The organism is Micromonospora sp. NPDC000316 (genome assembly GCF_042898885.1).
GTDB lineage: Bacteria > Actinomycetota > Actinomycetes > Mycobacteriales > Micromonosporaceae > Micromonospora.
In genome coordinates this window covers 200578-219680 of the sequence record NZ_JBIAZG010000003.1, presented here as the reverse complement: position 1 = coordinate 219680, position 19103 = coordinate 200578, and the positions used below count along the sequence as shown (strand labels likewise).

Annotated in this window: 18 protein-coding genes and 1 tRNA gene; 8 read left to right on the top strand and 11 right to left on the bottom strand. The window is 71.0% G+C overall.

What is annotated here, in order from left to right:
• Positions 1–102: 102 nt before the first annotated feature.
• Positions 103–819, bottom strand: a complete 717-nt coding sequence (locus tag ACFY2Q_RS09255; protein ID WP_387128710.1) for an RICIN domain-containing protein — start codon at positions 817–819, stop codon at positions 103–105.
• Positions 820–1410: 591 nt separating this feature from the next.
• Here ACFY2Q_RS09255 and ACFY2Q_RS09250 point away from each other — a divergent pair.
• On the top strand, positions 1411–1857 hold the full coding sequence (locus ACFY2Q_RS09250) for a hypothetical protein (protein WP_387128708.1): 447 nt from the start codon (positions 1411–1413) through the stop codon (positions 1855–1857).
• A gap of 251 nt (positions 1858–2108) precedes the next feature.
• Here ACFY2Q_RS09250 and ACFY2Q_RS09245 read toward each other — a convergent pair.
• From ACFY2Q_RS09245 to ACFY2Q_RS09220, 6 genes are all read right to left on the bottom strand, one after another.
• Positions 2109–2180, bottom strand: a tRNA-Val gene (locus tag ACFY2Q_RS09245).
• Between the two features lie 78 nt (positions 2181–2258).
• Positions 2259–2723, bottom strand: a complete 465-nt coding sequence (locus ACFY2Q_RS09240) for a peroxiredoxin (RefSeq protein ID WP_387128707.1) — start codon at positions 2721–2723, stop codon at positions 2259–2261.
• Between the two features lie 86 nt (positions 2724–2809).
• Positions 2810–3247, bottom strand: coding sequence for a DUF3052 domain-containing protein (locus tag ACFY2Q_RS09235; protein WP_387128706.1), 438 nt, complete (start codon positions 3245–3247; stop codon positions 2810–2812).
• A gap of 112 nt (positions 3248–3359) precedes the next feature.
• Positions 3360–5780, bottom strand: coding sequence for a thiamine pyrophosphate-dependent enzyme (locus tag ACFY2Q_RS09230; RefSeq protein WP_387128704.1), 2421 nt, complete (start codon positions 5778–5780; stop codon positions 3360–3362).
• A gap of 51 nt (positions 5781–5831) precedes the next feature.
• Complete coding sequence (locus ACFY2Q_RS09225) at positions 5832–6311, bottom strand: MarR family winged helix-turn-helix transcriptional regulator (protein ID WP_387128703.1); 480 nt, start codon at positions 6309–6311, stop codon at positions 5832–5834.
• A gap of 73 nt (positions 6312–6384) precedes the next feature.
• Positions 6385–6789, bottom strand: a complete 405-nt coding sequence (locus ACFY2Q_RS09220) for a YjbQ family protein (protein ID WP_387128701.1) — start codon at positions 6787–6789, stop codon at positions 6385–6387.
• Between the two features lie 300 nt (positions 6790–7089).
• Between ACFY2Q_RS09220 and aceE the strand changes: the two genes are divergently transcribed.
• Positions 7090–9828 carry a pyruvate dehydrogenase (acetyl-transferring), homodimeric type gene (gene aceE / locus ACFY2Q_RS09215; RefSeq protein WP_387128700.1) on the top strand — a complete coding sequence of 913 codons (2739 nt, stop codon included), beginning with the start codon at positions 7090–7092 and terminating at the stop codon, positions 9826–9828.
• Between the two features lie 184 nt (positions 9829–10012).
• Here the strand turns inward: aceE and ACFY2Q_RS09210 are convergent, their stop codons facing one another.
• The gene (locus tag ACFY2Q_RS09210) at positions 10013–10459 is read right to left on the bottom strand and encodes an SRPBCC family protein (RefSeq protein ID WP_387128699.1); all 447 of its coding nucleotides are present in this window, start codon (positions 10457–10459) and stop codon (positions 10013–10015) included.
• Positions 10460–10663: 204 nt separating this feature from the next.
• Between ACFY2Q_RS09210 and ACFY2Q_RS09205 the strand changes: the two genes are divergently transcribed.
• The 3 genes from ACFY2Q_RS09205 to gltX all read left to right on the top strand — a co-directional run bounded on the left by ACFY2Q_RS09205 (position 10664) and on the right by gltX (position 14768).
• A complete protein-coding gene (locus tag ACFY2Q_RS09205) occupies positions 10664–11998 on the top strand; it encodes a GH1 family beta-glucosidase (RefSeq protein WP_387129118.1) in 1335 nt (444 codons plus the stop codon).
• The gene (locus ACFY2Q_RS09200) at positions 11995–13272 is read left to right on the top strand and encodes an MFS transporter (RefSeq protein WP_387128697.1); all 1278 of its coding nucleotides are present in this window, start codon (positions 11995–11997) and stop codon (positions 13270–13272) included. The genes ACFY2Q_RS09205 and ACFY2Q_RS09200 overlap by 4 nt, the downstream gene beginning before the upstream one ends.
• An 86-nt stretch (positions 13273–13358) precedes the next feature.
• Positions 13359–14768 (top strand): glutamate--tRNA ligase, encoded by a 1410-nt coding sequence (gene gltX, locus ACFY2Q_RS09195; protein ID WP_387128695.1) that lies wholly within the window; start codon positions 13359–13361, stop codon positions 14766–14768.
• 44 nt (positions 14769–14812) lie between these two features.
• Here gltX and ACFY2Q_RS09190 read toward each other — a convergent pair whose 3' ends face one another.
• A complete protein-coding gene (locus tag ACFY2Q_RS09190; protein WP_387128694.1) occupies positions 14813–15427 on the bottom strand; it encodes a copper resistance CopC family protein in 615 nt (204 codons plus the stop codon).
• A 240-nt stretch (positions 15428–15667) separates the two neighbouring features.
• Between ACFY2Q_RS09190 and ACFY2Q_RS09185 the strand changes: the two genes are divergently transcribed.
• Positions 15668–16321 carry a hypothetical protein gene (locus tag ACFY2Q_RS09185; protein ID WP_387128693.1) on the top strand — a complete coding sequence of 218 codons (654 nt, stop codon included), beginning with the start codon at positions 15668–15670 and terminating at the stop codon, positions 16319–16321.
• Between the two features lie 90 nt (positions 16322–16411).
• On the opposite strand, the gene ACFY2Q_RS09180 is transcribed toward ACFY2Q_RS09185, so the two are convergent.
• Both ACFY2Q_RS09180 and ACFY2Q_RS09175 read right to left on the bottom strand, forming a co-directional pair.
• Positions 16412–16747, bottom strand: a complete 336-nt coding sequence (locus ACFY2Q_RS09180) for a hypothetical protein (protein WP_387128692.1) — start codon at positions 16745–16747, stop codon at positions 16412–16414.
• Between the two features lie 100 nt (positions 16748–16847).
• Complete coding sequence (locus tag ACFY2Q_RS09175) at positions 16848–17051, bottom strand: hypothetical protein (RefSeq protein ID WP_387128691.1); 204 nt, start codon at positions 17049–17051, stop codon at positions 16848–16850.
• Between the two features lie 67 nt (positions 17052–17118).
• Here ACFY2Q_RS09175 and ACFY2Q_RS09170 point away from each other — a divergent pair, with 67 nt between their 5' ends.
• Both ACFY2Q_RS09170 and ACFY2Q_RS09165 read left to right on the top strand, forming a co-directional pair.
• Positions 17119–18318, top strand: coding sequence for a sensor histidine kinase (locus tag ACFY2Q_RS09170; RefSeq protein WP_387128689.1), 1200 nt, complete (start codon positions 17119–17121; stop codon positions 18316–18318).
• Entirely contained in the window at positions 18315–19007 is a 693-nt protein-coding gene (locus ACFY2Q_RS09165) for a response regulator (RefSeq protein ID WP_387128687.1), read from the top strand. Before ACFY2Q_RS09170 ends, ACFY2Q_RS09165 begins: the two co-directional genes overlap by 4 nt.
• Positions 19008–19103: the final 96 nt, after the last annotated feature.

Genomic DNA, 19103 nt, shown 5'->3' with positions numbered 1-19103 from the left:
TTTGGTGCCGGCTTGACGTCGCCGTAGTGACGCCGGGCCTACCACGCGCACGCGGAGGAGCCCGGACTGCTGTCCGGGCTCCTCTAGGTCAGTGCAGTGCTGTCAGGCAGGAATCGCGGTAAGGTACCAGAGCTGACCGGTCACGTTCTGGCACTTGTCCGTGAATGACGCACCCTTCAGGACGGACTCCGGCGCGAACCGGTTGCCTTCCAGGCATTCGCCTTCCTTTTCCCGGAACTTCGTCTGTAGCCGGAAGAGGTTGTCACCGGCTTCGACCAGCTTCCACTGTTGTCCGGTGACCTCGCGGCAGGTGTCGAGGAATGCGGCACCGCCGAGGACCTTCCCGGCGATCTGGTTGCCTTCCAGACACTTTTCCTCGCCGAGGAACTTCGTCCGCAGCGTGTAGTAGCCGTCGGGGCGCTTGGTGAAACTCCAAGCCTGCCCGTCCACGTCCTTGCAGGTGTCCTGGAACGCGGCGCCGGCGAGGGTCGAGTTGCCGTCGACGCGGTTGCCTTCCAGGCACTCGTCCTCGCCGCGGAACACCGTCTTGAGCTTGTAGTACCCCGACGCCGAGGCTGGGGCCTGCGCCGCCGGCCGCGTCCGGACATCGACTGTCTTCACGGCAGCGGCGTCTGAACCGTCCACCGGCTTCTCGTTGATGGACGTGTCGACCGCCGCCGCCTGGGGCGCGGATGCGGATGCGGACGCGGACGCGGACGCCGCGCTCGTCGGCGTGGCCGGCTCGGACGCAGACGGGCTTGACTCTGCGTCCTGCCCGCATCCCGCCGCGGCCATGGCCAGAACCGCCAAGACCGCCATAGACCTTGTCATGTTCTTCACTTTTATTCCCATCAAAGACGGATTTCGAATCCACAGAGTCGCTGCAATTTGCCGCAATTACCTGGCTAATCACACGGGATGCTGGTGCCGCAACCGTACGTCGTGCGATTGATGGCCGACAACAGGTCAAGCGGATGGCAAAGCTGCGCCCGTTCGGGGCGACCCGTCTGGTTTCTCGGTTCACTGTGGACGCTGGTTGGCGGCGCCGGATCCACCGGTCGGCCGGAACCCTAAATGCGATTTACAATAAGGCAATCAGGAGCGCCGGTCAGATGCATCGACCCACTGCCGACAAACTGGACATCCCCAGCATCCGCAATAAGTCATAACATTATCTTGAATAGCGAAGATCTTCCGATTGCCGTCGTCTCGGACGGTAATGCTCGGCAACAAATGCCCTTATAACACCGAAAAGAGCGAGCGGCAACACGGCCGAGCAGGTGGGCCAAACCGCGCTGGGTGCGGCCCGGTGCCTGACCGTTCCACCGCCCCGGCACCGTCGAGGCTCGTGTCCGACACTGAGCCGAAGGGCGAAGCCGACGCCTGCCGCAGGGCAAGTACGGTGTCGCCGTGCGGAATTCGAGGAGCCGTCGACGAGCCTCGCAGGCAGTCGCCGCCTGCGCGGTCGCGATCGCCTGGGTGATCCTCGGTTACGGTCTGCGCTTCTCCCAGCCAGACCGAGAGGCGTGGGGCGAGTTGGAGGCCGGCGGCAGGTTCGGCACGTTCATCCTCATCTACCTGCCGTTCTACTTCCTGGCGCTCGCCCTGGCCGTCGTGGTCGCCCTTGCCCTGGTCTCGACCCGCGGCTGGTTGTCGGGGCTCCTGACCACCACTGCGGTCGGCGTCGCGCTCTTCGCCTGCTGGGTGGCCCTGATCGGCACCCCTCTGTTCAGTGCCCAGCCCCAACTCATGGCGTCCATCATCTGGTGCCTGGTCGCTGACGGCGCGGCTTTCGTGGCGCTGGTCGGCGTATGGCTGACCCACCCGGACGAACCGACTCGGACAGCGCACGGTTGATCAGTGGCGCGATCCGCCACCGGCGGAGTCCCGCGCCGGTCGGGCACCTGCCACGGCCATGACCCGGCTTTGCAGTGCGGCGCTCGGTAGAAGGACGGCCAGCGTTGCGGCAATGCCACTGGCGGTGGTCGCTGTAACCCAACCTCGACGCGATGCGTCAGGCGCTCGGCCGGCGGCTCTCGTGGACCTCGTTGCGGTCAGCGCCCCGGGAAGTAAGTCTTCCCGGGGCGGTTTGCGCTGGTGCTGAAGGGTGGGCGCGGCAGGTTTCGAACCTGCGACCCCCCGCTTGTAAGGCGGGTGCTCTCCCACTGAGCTACGCGCCCGGAACGCCCCGTGTGCGGCGGGCCGGTGGCTGGCAAGCTTACCTGCTCCCGCCGCTCAGGGCGCGCGGCGTACCCCGGTCAGGCGGCGGCCTCCGCGATGGCCTTGCGCCAGCCCTGTTGGTCGCGGGCCTCGCCGGGGCCGTTCATCTCGGCGAAGCGGATTACGCCGGCCTTGTCGATGACGAAGGTGCCCCGGTTGGCGAAGCCTGCCACGTCGTTGAAGACCCCGTACGCCTGGGCGACGGCGCCGTGCGGCCAGAAGTCGGCGAGCAGCGGGAACTGGTAGCCCTCGCGGTCGGCCCAGATCTTGTGGCTGTAGGCCGAGTCGACGCTTACCGTCAACACCTGGACGTCGTCGTTCACGTACTCGTCGAGGTTGTCTCGCACCTCGGCCAGCTCGCCCTGGCAGGTGCCGGTGAAGGCCAGCGGGTAGAAGACCAGCAGCACGGTGCGCCTGCCACGAAAGTCCGACAGTCGGACCTCCTGGTTGTTCTGGTCCTTCAGCACGAAGTCCGGCGCCTCGGCACCAACCTCGATCGGCATGCGGACTCCTCGGAATCGAGTTGGGAAACGACGACAGCCTGCCACACCCGGCGGTGCGGACCGCCGGGCGCGAGGGGCCGGTTGGGCTACTTCTTGGCCTTGGCCCCTCGGCGCAGCACCAGGCGGGCGCCGCTCCAGTCCCGACCGGCGTTGACGGTCGAGGTCTGCTGAAGGCCGGCGGTGGGCGCGGACTCCGCGACCTCACTCGGCTCGACGTGCCCCTCACGCCCCGCCTTCGGGGTGAGCAGCCACACGACACCGTTGTCGGCCAGCGGGCCAAGGGCGTCGACGAGAAGCTCGAAGAGGTCACCGTCGCCTTCGCGGTACCACACCAGCACCGCGTCGACCACCTCGTCGGTGTCCTCGTCGACCAGGTCTCCACAGCGGTCGGTCAGGGCGTCCCGGAGATCCTGGTCGACGTCATCGTCGTACCCCATCTCCATGACGACCATCCCCGGTTCGATGCCGAACCGGTCCGCCAGGCTGCGTACCCCGTCGGCGGCCTGACCAGCGGTCGCGCTCACTGTCGCGTGCCTCCTCTTCTTGTTCCTGCTCGCGGCGTCATGCCGACGCCGTCTGGCAAAGTCCACACAGTTGTGCGCCCCCGCGCAAGTGGCGCACCGGGTGGATCGGAATTTACCGTGCCAGCAGCGTACGGGCACCCTCGGTAATGGCTTCCTCGGAGACCAGAACCTGACGTGCTGCCGGACCTAATGGTACAAACGAGTCAACTCCGGCTACTCGACGCGCGGCGCCTACATATCCGGCGTCGACAAGCGCGGCGATGACTCCCTCGCCAACCCCGCCGGACCGGCGTGTCTCGTCCACCACGAGCACCCGGCCGGTCGCCGAGGCCTCCCGGATGATGTCGGCCACCGGCAGCGGAGCCAGCCACCGCAGATCCACGACCCTCGTGCCCACCCCCTCCTCGGCGAGGACGGCCGCCGCCCGCAGCGACATCCGTACCCCGTTGCCGAAGGTGATGATCGTCAGATCGTCGGCCGAACCGACCGGGTAGACCCGCGCCCGGCCGATCGGCACGTGCCCTGCCACCCACGAGCCCGGCTCGGGATAGCCGGCAAGCCACTCCCCGTCGCCATCGGCGTACAGGTCCCGGGTGTGGTAGAGCGCGATCGGCTCCAGGAACACGCACACGCTGCCGTCCACTGCCGCGCTGGCAAGGCAGGTCCGCAGCATGGGCGCGGCGTCGTCCGGCCGCGCCGGCACCGCGATCACCAGACCCGGCACATCCCGGAGTACGGCCACCGAGTTGTCGTTGTGGAAGTGCCCACCGAACCCCTCCTGGTACGCCAGCCCGGCCACCCGGACCACCATCGGGTTGCGGAACGCCCCCCGCGAGAAGAACTGCATCGTGGCGGCCTCGCCGCGCAGCTGGTCCTCGGCATTGTGCAGGTACGCCAGGTACTGGATCTCCGGCACCGGCAGCATCCCGGCCAGCCCGGCGCCCAGCCCGAGCCCGAGCACGGACGTCTCGTCGAGCAGGGTGTCGAAGACCCGGGCCGCTCCGAAGCGGTCGCGCAGACCCTTCGTCACCCCGTACACGCCGCCCTTGGCGGCCACGTCCTCGCCGAAGACGGCCATCTGCGGGTGGTCGATCATCCCGTCGGCGAGCGCCGCGTTGATGCTCTGCGCCAGCGTCAGCGGGCCGGTCAGCTCCGGCGGCTTGCCCCCGAACGCCTCCGCGCGGGCACCCGCGCCCGGCCCGCTGGCCCGCGCCGCCGCGTCGGCCACCGACCGCGCCACCCGCGCCGGGCGGCGGGGCGCCAGCGACGACACCACCTCGGCCGCGGAGGCAAGCTTCGGCTCGCCCAACACGTCCTCGGCGAGCCGGCGGACCTGCCAGCCGGTCTCGTCGTACCGGGCCAACAACTCCTCGCCGGTCGCCACGCCGGCCTCGACGAGCACCCGGGCGGTGGCGGCCACCGGATCCCGGTCCAGGTCCTCGGCCAGCTCGGCGGGGCTGCGGTACGCCGATTCGGCGTCCGCGCCGGCGTGCCCCATCAGCCGGACGGTGCGCAGGTGCAGCACGGCAGGTCGCCGGTGCCGACGCACCCAGGCCGCCGCCTCGGCCGCCGCCGCGTACGCCCCCACCGGGTCGTCGCCGTCGGCGCTGAAGAACCGGATGCCCGGCTTGGAGCGCAGCGTCGCCTCCACCCAGCCCTGCGGGGAGCGGACGCTGATGCCCAGCCCGTTGTCCTCACAGACGAAGAGCACCGGGATGCGCAGCCCCGCGTGGTCGTACCAGCCGGCGGTGTTGAAGGCAGCTGTGGCGCTGGCGTGGTTTACCGACGCGTCACCGAAGGAACAGACCACGATGGCGTCCGGCGGCCACGGCGCGTTCTCGGCACCGCCCACCTGAGCCCCGGCGCCGGTACGCCGGCCGGCGCTGTCCAGCCGGCGCAGCCGCTCCACGGCCAGCCCCATTCCGACCGCCCGGGGCAGGTGCGAGGCGATGGTGGAGGTGGTCGGCACGATGGCCAGGTCGGCCCGGCCGAACACCTTGTGCCGGCCGCCGGCGATCGGCTCCTGACTGGAGGCGACCATCCCGCGCAGTACGTCCCGGGCCGCGTCCGCGTACGCCGCGAACCGGCCGGCGGTCGGCTCGGCGTCGGACGGCTCGGGTGCTTCCGGGTCTGCCGGTGCTTCCGGTTCGGTGGCGGGCACCGGCTCCCCAGTGTCCGCCGGGTCGGTCGCGACCTGGGAGGCACGTACGCAGTAGAACGCCCCGGAGCGGTAGTGCAGCAACGCCGGGTCGGTGGGTCGCAGCGCGGCGGCGACAGCCGCGTTGCCCTCGTGCCCGGCCGAGCCGATTGTGTAGAAGCCCTCCCCGAAGCTCCGCAGCCAGCGTCCGGCCAGGTCGAGCTGCCGGCTGGTCACCTGCGCGTCGAACAGGTCCAGCAGCTGTGCGCCGGTAAGTGGGGCGTCGTCGGTGACCGGGTCGGCGGGGTCACGCCGATGCTGCGCGGCGGGAAGGGCCGCGAGCGTCTCCCGGAAGCGGTCGTCGAGATCTTGCGGGGTGGTCACGTCGGACAGCATTACCGACGCGAGCCATGGTCGCCCACTGGGACACGGCAGGCGCGGGTCGAGTCACTCTGGTCCGCAGGGCTCCGGACAGCCACCGTCGGACACCTTCCACACCAGGTCACGCAGGGTGCCCAGCTCGTCGTCGGTCAGCCCGGCCAGGAGTCGGGAGTCGGACATCACCTCGGCCACCTGGTCCCGCACGTCCCGACCCCGCCCGGTCACCACAAGCGTCTTCTGTCGCCTGTCGCTCGGGTCGGTGCGGCGCTCGACAAGCCCGGCCTGCTCCAACTTGTCGACGAGTGCCGTCACGTTCGACCTGTCGCAGCCCAACCGCGCGGCGAGGTCACGGGCCGGCGACGGGCGGTCCGGGTCCAGCTCGTGCAGCGCTCGGGCGGCCGCCGGGGTGAGCCCCAGCTCAGCGAACCCGGAATCCTGCCGATGCCGCAGCGCGGCGCTCACGTGCCCCATCCGGCGCACCACGTCGGCGGCCAGGCCGGCACGGTCCACCGGCCCGCCTGATCCGAAAACGACCTCCTGCGCCATCGCCACATCGTACGCACCGCGCCTGGCTCGGCCGGTCGACGATCAGGTTCGGTCAGCTCGTGCGGGGCGGCGGTCAGCCGGGCAGGAACGAGAAGCGGACCTGGCGGGTCGGGTTGTCGCCGTTGGTGTCGACAAGGCAGATCGACTGCCAGGTGCCGAGCGCCAGCCGGCCGCCGAGCACGGGCAGCGTCGCGTACGGGGGAACGAAGGCCGGCAGCACGTGGTCGCGGCCGTGGCCGGGCGAGCCGTGCCGGTGCCGCCAGCGCCCGTCGGTGGGCAACAGCGCGTCGATCGCGGTGAGCAGGTCGTCGTCGGAGCCGGAGCCCGTCTCGATGATCGCCAGGCCGGCGGTGGCGTGCGGCACGAACACGTGCAGCAGGCCGTCGTCCTCGCTGGAGACGAACGCCTGCGCCTCGGCGGTGATGTCCCGGACGGTCGGCCGCGACCCGGTCTGGACGGTGATCACGTCACTGCGCATAGGTCGCATTCTGCCGCAGCACGCCTCCAGGAGTTGCCGCCCCCGCAGGAGTCGCCACCGGCCGAGCCGCCCGCGTGCGCCGGTCGCCGGGACCGTTCCGCCGGCGGCAACCCGTCGCCCTATCCTGCCCGGCACGGTCGTGGTGTCGGACAAGAGCCGGTTCGTGTGACCGTCGCACTAAGTTACCGGCGGGTACCTGTGTTCAGCATCGCGTCCGGGGGGTCTAGGCGTGACGAGGGGTGCCACCAGGGGGCAGGATGGCGCTAGAGACCTATCCCACACACAACCGAGGGAACGCCTGTGGCTACGGAACGCAAGCGCCCGGTGATCAGCGACGGCCTACCGAGCCAGCTTCCGGACATCGACCCTGACGAAACCAGCGAGTGGGTCGAGTCGCTTGACGGTGTCATTGACGACCGTGGCGCCAAACGCGCTCGCTACGTCATGCTGCGCCTGCTGGAGCGGGCTCGGGAGCGCCAGGTCGGGGTTCCGCCCCTGACCACCACCGACTACATCAACACCATCCCGTCGGAGCGCGAGCCGTGGTTCCCGGGTGACGAGCACGTCGAGCGACGGATCCGGGCGTACGTCCGGTGGAACGCCGCGATGCTTGTGCACCGGGCGCAGCGCCCGGAGATCGGCGTCGGCGGGCACATCTCCACCTTCGCCAGCTCTGCGTCGCTCTACGAGGTGGGCTTCAACCACTTCTTCCGGGGCAAGAACCACCCTGGCGGCGGCGACCAGATCTTCTACCAGGGCCACGCCTCCCCCGGCATGTACGCGCGGGCGTTCCTGGAGGGCCGGCTCAGCGAGCACCAGCTCGACGGTTTCCGCCAGGAGCTGTCACACCCGGGCGGCGGCCTGCCGTCGTACCCGCACCCGCGGCTCATGCCGGACTTCTGGGAGTTCCCCACCGTCTCGATGGGTCTCGGCGGTCTGAACGCGATCTACCAGGCCCGGTTCAACAGGTACCTGCAGCACCGCGGCATCAAGGACACCTCGCAGCAGCACGTGTGGGCGTTCCTCGGTGACGGTGAGATGGACGAGCCGGAGACGCTTGGCGCCATCGGTGTGGCAGCCCGCGAGGAGCTGGACAACCTCACCTTCGTGATCAACTGCAACCTCCAGCGGCTGGACGGCCCGGTCCGGGGCAACGGCAAGGTCATGCAGGAGCTGGAGTCGTTCTTCCGGGGCGCCGGCTGGAACGTGATCAAGGTCGTCTGGGGTCGCGAGTGGGACCCGCTGCTCGCCGCCGACACCGACGGTGCGCTTGTCAACCTCATGAACACCACCACCGACGGCGACTACCAGACCTACAAGGCGGAGTCCGGCGCGTACGTGCGGGAGCACTTCTTCGGCCGTGACGCGCGCACCCGCAAGATGGTCGAGCCGCTCAGCGACGACGAGATCTGGAACCTCAAGCGGGGTGGGCACGACTACCGCAAGCTCTACGCGGCCTACAAGGCGGCCACCGAGCACACCGGTCAGCCCACTGTCATCCTGGCGAAGACGATCAAGGGCTGGACGCTCGGCTCGCACTTCGAGGGCCGCAACGCGACCCACCAGATGAAGAAGCTGACGCTTGAGGATTTGAAGACCTTCCGCGACCGGCTCTACCTGGACATCCCGGACTCGGCGCTGGAGGACAACCCCTACCTGCCGCCGTACTACCACCCGGGCGAGAAGTCCGAGGAGATGGCGTACCTCAAGGAGCGGCGCGAGCAGTTGGGCGGCTATCTGCCGTCCCGGCGCACCAGCACCAAGCGGCTGGCCATCCCCGGCCCGGAGCGGTTCGCCGACATCAAGCGCGGCTCGGGCAAGCAGAAGGTGGCCACCACGCAGGCCTTCGTCCGCCTGCTCAAGGACATCATGAAGGACAAGGAGTTCGGCAAGCGCTGGGTGCCGATCATCCCGGACGAGGCCCGCACCTTCGGCCTCGACTCGATCTTCCCGACCGCGAAGATCTACTCGCCGCACGGTCAGCGTTACACCTCTGTCGACCGGGAGCTGTTCCTGTCGTACAAGGAGTCGACGACCGGGCAGATCCTGCACGAGGGCATCAACGAGGCCGGGTCGGTCGCCTCGTTCACCGCCGCGGGCTCGGCGTACGCCACCCACGACGAGCCGATGATCCCGATGTACATCTTCTACTCGATGTTCGGGTTCCAGCGGACCGCCGACGGGCTGTGGGCGGCTGCCGACCAGATGGCGCGGGGCTTCCTGCTCGGTGCCACGGCGGGGCGCACGACGCTCAACGGTGAGGGCCTCCAGCACGAGGACGGGCACTCGCTGCTGATCGCCGCCACCAACCCCGCGGTGGTCGCCTACGATCCGGCGTTCGCGTTCGAGATCGCGCACATCATCGAGCAGGGTCTGCACCGGATGTACGGCGACGCGCAGGAGAACGTCTTCTACTACCTGACGGTCTACAACGAGCCGACGCTCCAGCCGGCCGAGCCGGCCGACGTGGACGTGGAGGGGCTGCTCAAGGGCATCTACCGCTACGCGCCGGCACCGCAGGTCGACGGCCCGAAGGCCAACCTGCTCGCCTCGGGCACCGGCATGCAGTGGGCGCTCAAGGCCCAGCAGTTGCTCGCCCAGGACTGGGGGGTGGCCGCCGAGGTGTGGTCGGTGACCTCCTGGACGGAGCTGCGTCGCGACGCGGTGCAGGCCGAGGAATACAACCTGCTCAACCCGGGCGCCGAGGCCAAGGTTCCGTACATCGCGCAGAAGCTTGCCGACGCCGAGGGGCCGAAGGTCGCGGTAAGCGACTTCATGCGTGCCGTACCGGACCTGATCTCCCGCTGGGTACCCGGCGACTACACGTCGCTCGGCACCGACGGGTTCGGCATGTCCGACACCCGGCACGCGCTGCGCCGGCACTTCCACGTCGACGCCGAGTCGATCGTGGTCGCCACGCTGCGGCAGCTCGCCCGCAGTGGCGCGGTGCCGGCCACGGTGCCGGCCGAGGCCGCCAAGAAGTACGCGATCGACGACGTCAACGCCGCCCCGGTCGGTGAGACCGGCGGCGACAGCTGATCAAGCGGTAACGAGAAGGGCCCGGCGCACCCGCGCCGGGCCCTTTTTGGTGCACCCGCACCTTGCCCCACACTCCCCGATCGACCGGGCGGACGGCGGGTGAGGTGGGGCGACGGCGGTCCGGAGTCCCTGGCGGGGACCCGAGGCCACCGCCGGAAGCGGGTGACGCCGGGAGGTTCGGCGGTCAGCCGACGGCGGCCAGGTCGGTGAGCCGGGCCAGCGAGTCCTCCAGGTCGGCGCCCACCCGGCGCAGGCCCAGGCGCAGCAGGGCCGCCTTGACCGGGCCAACCGGCCAGCGGACCACGATGAGCCGCACGATGGTCCCGCCCTCCTCCTCGTCGGGGGTGAGCTGGACATAGATCTCGGTGCGCGCCTCCGCACGAGCACCGGCCCCCTTGGCCCGCTCCCGCCAGCCGATCAACGTCGGCTCCTGGTAGGCGATCACCTCGGCCTCATGCGCCGAGCCGCGCCCCGCCTGGACCAGTTGCCGCCGACCGAAGCCCTCCCCCGAGAGCACTTCGGCCGCGCGGACCCCCGCCAGCCAGGCCGGCAACTGCTCGGCCCGCTGTACGACGTCCCAGACCACTTCCACCGGCGCCGCCACGTGCGCACTGCGTTCCACGAGGATCATTTCCGTCTTTCCTCCAGTGAGGACATCCCACGATATCGGCACTCTATGCGCTAAATCGGACTTACCTGGACGGGTTCGGAAAAAGACACGCCGATCAACCATTGCGCATCGCGCCAGACCGGCCTATGGCGCATTCATCGAGAGCGCTCTAAAGTCCCGAGCACGTTTCACGTTGATCGGGAGGGCGCCTTGTCGACCGCATCAATGCCCGAGTTCCCCGCCGGCTTCCGCTGGGGCGTCTCCACCTCGGCACACCAGATCGAGGGCGCCGCCACCGCCGACGGGCGCCTGCCGTCCATCTGGGACACCTTCGCCCACTCCCCAGGCCGGATCGGCGACGGCAGCAGCGGCGAGGTGGCCTGCGACCACTACCACCGGTACGCCGAGGACGTCGCGCTGCTCGCCGGGCTGGGCGTCTCCGCGTACCGGTTCTCGATCGCCTGGCCCCGGGTGCAGCCCACCGGCACCGGCGAGGTGAATGCCCCAGGCCTGGACTTCTACGACAGGCTTGTCGACAAGCTGCTGGCCGCCAGCATCGACCCGGTGGCCACCCTCTACCACTGGGACCTGCCCCAACCACTTGAGGACGCCGGCGGCTGGCTGCACCGCGACACCGCCGCCCGCTTCGCCGACTACGCCGACCGGACCGCCGCCCGCCTCGGCGACCGCGTCCGGCTCTGGATCACCCTCAACGAACCATTCATCCACATGAGCCTCGGCTACGGCATGGGCACGCACGCCCCCGGCCGGGCGTTGCTCTTCGACGCCTTCCCGGTCGCCCACCACCAACTGCTCGGCCACGGGCTCGCGGTCGCCGCGCTGCGCAGCCGCAGCAGCAGCCCGGTGGCGATCGCCAACAACTACTCCCCAGTGCGGGTGCTCGGCGACAGCGACGCCGACCGCGACGCCGGGGCCGCGTACGAGGCGCTGCACAACCGGCTCTTCACCGACCCACTGCTCGGCAGGGGCTACCCGGACCTGCCCGGCTTCGACCCGAGCGTCATCCACCCCGGCGACCTCGACACCATCGCCGCCCCGATCGACGTGCTGGGGGTCAACTACTACAACCCCACAGGTGTACGGGCCGCCGAGGACGGCTCGCCCCTGCCGTTCGACCTGGTGCCGCTCGACGGCTACCCGCGTACCGCCTTCGACTGGCCGGTGGCCCCCGACGGGCTGCGCGAACTGCTCGGCTGGCTGCGCGACACGTACGGCGACGCGCTGCCGCCCATCGAGATCACCGAGAGCGGCTGCGCGTACGACGACGTACCCGACGCGGACGGGCAGGTGGCCGACCCGGAGCGGATCGCGTACCTCGACGGGCACCTGCGGGCCGTCCGGGCCGCCATCGACGACGGGGTCGACGTGCGCGGGTACTTCGTCTGGTCGCTGCTCGACAACTGGGAGTGGGCCGAGGGGTTCACCAAGCGCTTCGGCCTGGTGCACGTCGACTACGCCACCCAGACCCGTACGCCGAAGTCGTCGTACACCTGGCTGCGGGACGTGATCGCGACCCGCCGGGCGGGGTCGGCACGGTGACCACAGTCGAGCCGACCCCGGCGTCGCTGCCGGCCGCGCTCGCCGAGCCGACGGTGCCGGTGCGGCGCGGCTGGATCGGGTTGATCTTCGCGGCCAACCTCGGGGTGTGGATGGCGTTCTTCACGCCCATCCAGGTGCTGCTGCCGCAGCAGATCGAGCAGATCGCGCCCGGCAACAAGGAGAACATGCTCGCCGTGGTCACCGGCCTCGGCGCGCTGGCCGCGGTGCTCGCCAACCCCCTCGCCGGCGCGCTGTCGGACCGGACCTGCGTGCGGATCGCCGGCCGGGAGTTCGGTAGGCGGCACGTCTGGACCGCCGGCGGGGCGCTGCTCGGTGCCGCCGCGCTTGTGCTGCTGGCCCAGCAGCGGACCATCCTCGGGGTCGCCCTCGGCTGGGTCGCCGCCCAGGTCTGCTTCAACGCGATGCTGGCCAGCCTCACCGCCGCCATCCCCGACCGGGTGCCGGTGACCCAGCGCGGCGGCGTCTCCGGCTGGGTCGGCATCCCGCAGGCGCTCGGGCTGGTGCTCGGCGCGGTGCTGGTCACCGCCCTGGTCACCGGCAACGAGGCCGGCTACCTGGCCATCGCCGTGGCCATCCTGCTGCTGTCGCTGCCGTTCGCGCTGTTCACCCCCGACGAGCCGCTTCCGCGTACGCATCGGCAGGTGCTGCGGGCCCGGGCGCTGCTGGCCTCGATGTGGATCAGCCCGCGCCGGCACCCGGACTTCGCCTGGGCCTGGATCACCCGGTTCCTGGTCCAGCTCGGCAACGCGCTGGGCACCCTCTACCTGCTGTACTTCCTCACCGACGGGGTGCGCCACCCCGACCCCGAGGGTGGCCTGCTGGTGCTGATCCTGCTCTACACGCTCGGCATGATGCTTACCGCCGTGGTCGCCGGGCGGCTGTCGGACCGCTCCGGGCGGCGCAAGATCTACGTGATCGCCTCCGGGCTGATCATGGCGGTGGCGGCGCTGCTGCTCGCGGTCGCGCCGATCTGGCCGATGGCGATCGTCGCCGCCCTGCTGCTCGGCGCCGGCTACGGCGTCTACCTCTCGGTGGACGCCGCGCTGATCACGCAGGTGCTGCCCCGGGCCACCGACCGGGCCAAGGACCTCGGCGTGATCAACATCGCCAACTCGGCCCCCCAGGTGCTCGGCCCGGCGCTCTCCGCCCCGCTCGTGGTCTACCTGGGCGGTTACCCCACGCTCTACGCGGTCACCGCAGTGGTCACACTGATCGGCAGCGCGCTGGTCGTCAAGATCCGCTCAGTCCCCTAGATGTCAGGAAGGGCCCCCTGTACAACACCAGGCGATAAGAAGGGGCCCTTCCTTACTCGGTTGTCCGTCGCCGTAGGCTGGGGGACGTGACGGTACGTGTGCGCTTCGCCCCTTCCCCGACCGGTATGTTCCACGTCGGCGGCGCCCGCTCGGCGCTGCAGAACTGGATCTACGCCAAGCAGCAGGGCGGGGTGTTCGTGCTGCGCATCGAGGACACCGACGCGGCGCGCAACAAGCCCGAGTGGACCGAGGGCATCCTCACCGCGCTGGAGTGGATCGGCATCTCCCGGGACAGCTACGAGGGGCCGTACTTCCAGTCGGCGAACGCCGGCGAGCACCGCGCCGCCGCCGCCCGCCTCTACGAGTCCGGCCGCGCCTACTACTGCGACTGCACCCGCGAGGACGTGCAGGCGCGTACCGGCTCGCAGCACCAGGGCTACGACGGCTACCACCGCGACCTGGGCCTCACCCCGGGTGAGGGGCGGGCGCTGCGCTTCCGTACGCCCGACGAGGGCGCGACAGTCGTCGTCGACCTGATCCGCGGTGAGCCCACGTTCGAGAACAAGCTCATCGAGGACTTCGTCATCGCCCGGGGCGACGGTTCGCCGGTCTTCCTGCTGGCAAACGTCGTCGACGACATGACCATGGGGATCACCCACGTGATCCGGGCCGAGGAGCACCTGCCCAACACGCCCAAGCAGCAGTTGCTCTGGGAGGCCCTCGGGGTCAAGCCGCCGGTCTGGGCGCACGTGCCTGTGGTGGTCAACGAGAAGCGGCAGAAGCTCTCCAAGCGCCGCGACAAGGTGGCCCTGGAGGCGTACCGGGAGGAGGGCTACCTCGCCGGCGCGATGCGCAACTATCTGATGCTGCTCGGCTGGGCGCCCTCGGGCGACCGGGAGATCGTCCCCTGGTCGGTCATCGAGGACGAGTTCCGGCTGGAGAACGTCAACCCCTCCCCCGCGTTCTTCGACGAGAAGAAGCTGCGTGCGTTCAACGGCGACTACATCCGCGCGCTGCCGGTGGGCGAGTTCATCGACGCCTGCCAGCCGTGGCTAACCGGCACCGGGACCATCGCGCCGCCGCCGTGGCAGCCCGAGGAGTTCGACGCCGACGCGTTCGCCGCCGTCGCCCCGCTGGCCCAGACCCGGATCGCGGTGCTCAGCGAGATCGTCCCGAACGTCGACTTCCTGTTCCTGGCCTCGCCACTTATCGACGAGGCCGCCTGGACCAAGACCATGAAGGACGGCTCCGCCGACCTGCTGGACGCCGCCGTCGCGGCGTTCGAGGCGCTGGAGCCCTGGGACGCCGAGTCGTTGAAGTCGACGCTGGAGGCCGTCGGCGCCGAGCGTGGGCTCAAGCTCGGCAAGACGCAGGCGCCGGTCCGGGTCGCGGTCACCGGCCGCACCGTGGGCCTGCCGCTGTTCGAGTCGCTGGAGGTGCTCGGTCGCGAGCGCACCCTGACCCGGATGCGCGCCGCCCGCCTCCGCCTGGTCTGACTGCCTCGCCCGGCCACCAGCCGGCTGGCTGGTGGCCGGCCCGGTCACCGGCGCCGGGCCCGACGCCGCCGCTGCAACCAGACGACGAACCCGCCCACCACCAGAGCGGCCGCGATCGTCCACAGCCAACCGCGCAACTGGCTGCTCTCCTGGGCGGCCGGCACCGGAGTGCCCGCCGGAGTCGCGGTGGCGGTAGGTGTTTCCGACGGCGCTCCGCCTGCGGAGGGACCCGCCGCCGCTGCGGTCGGCGCGGTCGGTGTGGCGCCACCGGCGGACGGGGACGGATCGGCGGCGGTGCCCGTGGTGAGGGTGAACCGCACCTCGCCCTTGACCGGGTGACCGTCGCTGGAGGCCAACTGGTAGCCGACGATGTAGAGCCCGGCGGCACCTGGCGTGAACGGCACGCGCACCCGGCTGCCATCGAAGGTGGGCGACCCGCCAGCGACCACATTGTCCGGTCCGGTTATTGTGATCTTCGTCGTGGCCGGCGCTGGTGTGGCCAGGAACCGAAGCTCGATCCGGGCCGGCGCAGTCGCCACCCGGGCGCCGTCGCGTGGGTCGCTGCCGGTCAGCGAGTTGTGCGCGGCGGCCGGTAGCGCCGGGGCCAGCAACGACACACCGAACGCCACGCCGAGCACCACTGGCACGACCCGCGCCAAACGTGTAACCCTGCCCCCCATGAACCCCTCCGTAAGGGTACGATCCGCCCACTGATCAACCGCTCCTCATTAGTCGAGCAGAGATCGCAGATAGTTCCAATTACTGTTCCACAAGCTGCAATTCATCGACGATCTGCGGAGTCTGTGAGAGTGGGCACGACCGCCTGGCCGGTGACGTCACCGATCTACCGGTCCGGACGTCACGACGAAGCCATCCATCGAACGGGGCGAGGAAGCGGGATGGTCCGACACATGAGACGGTCGCTCGCCGTGCTGGCGGGCACGCTGGCCACGGCACTGCTGACGCTCGGCACCGCCGGCCCGGCCACCGCCGCGCCGAAGACCGCCCCGCCCGCCGGAGTGGACGTCACAGGCGAAGGGCTGTCCGAGCCGCTGCGACTGCGGTCAGACACGCAACCCGCCCACGTGGTCGCGATCATCGACCAGGTCAACTTCCTTGGTCGTACGGGCCAGCCGACCGGCCCGAAGGCTGCCAACCTCGGCCCGAAGTTCACCGTGGTGGTGCTCGCCGGGGAGACGCCCAAGCAGACGTACGACCTCTATCCGAAGGCTGTCGGCGGGCCTCGCGTCTACCGGCCGGCGAAGCAGCCGGACGGCCGCAAGACCAGCGCGGGCTGGTTCCTCGGCCGGCTCAGCATGTCCGAGACGCTGCGCACCGCGGGAGTGCCGCTGGAGCGGCAGTTCGACACGGTCAGCGGCGGCGTGGGTGGCGGCGAGCGGGTGCTCCCGGAGGACACTCTCGACCCGGCACGGGACATCGACAAGGCACTCGGCGAGTTGCAGCGGCTGCTGCTGCTCAACGTCGCGGTGATGCTGACCATCACGGTCGGTCTCGCCGGCATCGCCCTGCTGATCCGCCGCCGGACCCGCTGACCCGCACGGAGCCGCCGCACGTGTCCCGTGCGGCGACCGCACGCTAGCCGCCGCCCGGCGGCCGCGTGGTCAGCACCGGCAGCCGCGTGGTCAGCACCAGCGGCGCGGTGGACGCTCCCGGCGGGTGGCCCGCGGTCGTGGCCGGACCGGGCCGTGCCGGTGCGCCCCAGCCCACCCGGGCAGGTCACTGCGGCAGCCGGCGTCGTCGTCGGGCTCGTCGGGCAGCGCCGGCTCACCGGCCCGCTGGCGCGGCACCGTCAGGTCGTCGTCAGCCCGCTCGGCGGGGCGGCCAGCTGTCGACTCCGCCGGGTGTGCCGGCAACCCGCCGACCGGCCGACGGGGCTTGCCGGCCGCCTGCGGGTCGTGGTGCCCCGGCCGGCAGGGCTCACCCTGGGCGCAGCCGTGCTCGGCCTCCCCGTGCGCCATCCCGGTCTCCTCACGCTCGCACTCACCCGCGGTTGCTCCCCGACGTGCCCTGACACCGTACTGGCCGAGGCGGACAGGCCGTGCACGGCGTACCCCGGGGTCAGCGCTTCGGGCGGCGCGGGAGCAGGGTCTCCCAGACCGGGAAGGCGACAAGCCAGATCACGAGGGCGACAGTGAGCTTCTGGCTCCGTCCTTCGGTGGAGCCGGGGCGACCGCGTCCTCGACCACCGGCTCCGCGCGGGGCACGGCCGCCGGTGTGCGCGGGACCGTGCTGACCGCTTCCGGCGTACTCCTTTCGGGGCATGCCGGGTCCCACGAGGTCGTCCCGGGGTCGGAGTCGGACGGTCGGCGGTTGTGGTGGGATCGGGGGCATGCGACCACCACCGTGGCTCGGCTCAGGCACCAACGGTCGGGATTTCACCCTGGCCGGTGCGTCGCTGTTCGGCGGCCTGGTGCTGTGGTCCCTCGGTTGGCAGCCGCAGATCCGCCCGTACCCGGACGTGCCGCCCGCGCTGTTCCTGCCGCCGCTGCTGGCGATGTGCGTGGCCGTGAGCCTGCGCCGGATCGCCCCGCGCGCCAGCCTGGCCGTCGGCACCGGGGCGCTTGTCGTGGACATCGCGCTCGGCGGCTCGCTGGGAACCCTCCTGATCTACACCCAGGTGCTCTACGACGCCTGCGTGTACGGCCCGTCACGGCTGTGGCGGTGGCTGCTGCGGGTCACGATCGCGCTCAGCGTGGTCGGAGCGGTGGTCGGTGTGATCGTCCTCGACCAGTGGCGTGGGGTCGCCGTCGGTGTGCCGGTGGTCCTCGCCGGCCTGCTGCCGGTGCTGACGGGGGTCAGCGTGCGGCAGTACCGCGACCAGGCCGCCGCCGAGCGTGCTCGGGCCGAGCAGACCGCCCGGCTGGTCGAGCTGGACCGCCGCCAGGCGGTCAGCGCCGAACGGGCGCGGATGGCCCGGGAGTTGCACGACGTGGTCGCCAACCACCTCAGCGCGGTGGCGATCCATGCCACCGCCGTGCTGTCCGTACCCGGGCTGGAGCGCGGCCAGGTCGAGTCGGCGTTGCGGGTGATCCGCGAGAGCAGTGTGCAGGGCCTGGCGGAGATGCGGCAGATGATCGAGGTGCTGCGCGAGCCGGGTGCCGGTGGCGAGCGGCCCCCGGTCGGCGGGCCGCTGCCCGAGGCGGTCACCGCTCGGCTGGCCGAGGCGGACCGCCTGGTCGAGCGGATCCGGGCCGCCGGCCTCGTGGTGCGGGTGCGCACCGACGGCACGCCTGGGCCGCTGCCCGTGGGGGTGGATCTCGCGGCGTACCGGATCGTGCAGGAGTCGCTTACCAACGCGCTCAAGCACGGCACGGGCGAGGCGGAGCTGACCATCGCGTACCGGCCGGCGGAGGTGGTGCTGACGGTGGAGAACCCGGTGCGCCCAAGCGGGGCCGGGGTGCCGGGTGCCGGGGCCGGGCTGATCGGGATGCGGGAGCGCGCGACACTGCTTGCCGGTCGGTTCACCGCAGGCCCGCAGGACGGCCACTGGCAGGTCCGTGCCGCGCTGCCGACCGGGGTCGCTGGATGACCGGGCCGGGCGAGGCCGCGACGGAGCCGACGGTACGGGTGGTGCTGGCCGACGACCAGCCGGCGGTGCGGGCGGGACTGGCCCTGATCCTGGCGGGGTCGCCGGGCGTCGAGGTGGTCGGCGAGGCGGCCGACGGCGACGAGGCGGTCCGGCTGTGCCGGGAGTTGCGCCCCGACGTGGCGGTGCTGGACATCCGGATGCCCCGCCGCGACGGCATCGCCGCGACCCGGGCGATCGTCGCCGACCGGCTCGCCGACGTGCTGGTGCTGACAACCTTCGACCTCGACGAGTACGTCTTCGGCGCGCTCCGCGCCGGTGCTGCCGGCTTCCTGCTCAAGGACACCGACGCGGCGGGGCTGGTCGCGGCGGTTCGGACCGTGGCGCGCGGCGACGGGTTCATCGCCCCCACGGTGACCCGCCGGTTGATCACCGCTTTCGCCGCGACCGCGCCGGGCGCGTCGGCGGCCACGCGGGCCGCGCTGGACACGCTCACTCCGCGCGAGCGGGACGTGCTGGCCTGCCTCGGGCTGGGGTTGTCCAACCAACAGGTCGCCGACCGGCTCGGGCTGGCGGAGAGCACCACCAAGACCCACGTGAGCCGGATCCTGGCCAAGCTGGACCTGCGCAGCCGCGTGCAGGCCGCCATCCTGGCGCAGGAACTGGGCCTGCCCGCTCCCCCACAGCCCTGATCAGGGCAGGCGGGCTCCCTTGGCGCTCTGTGCTTCCTGCACAGCCCTGATCGGCCGCTCAACACGTCACTGAAGGGTGTGGGCCGGGCCGGCCTT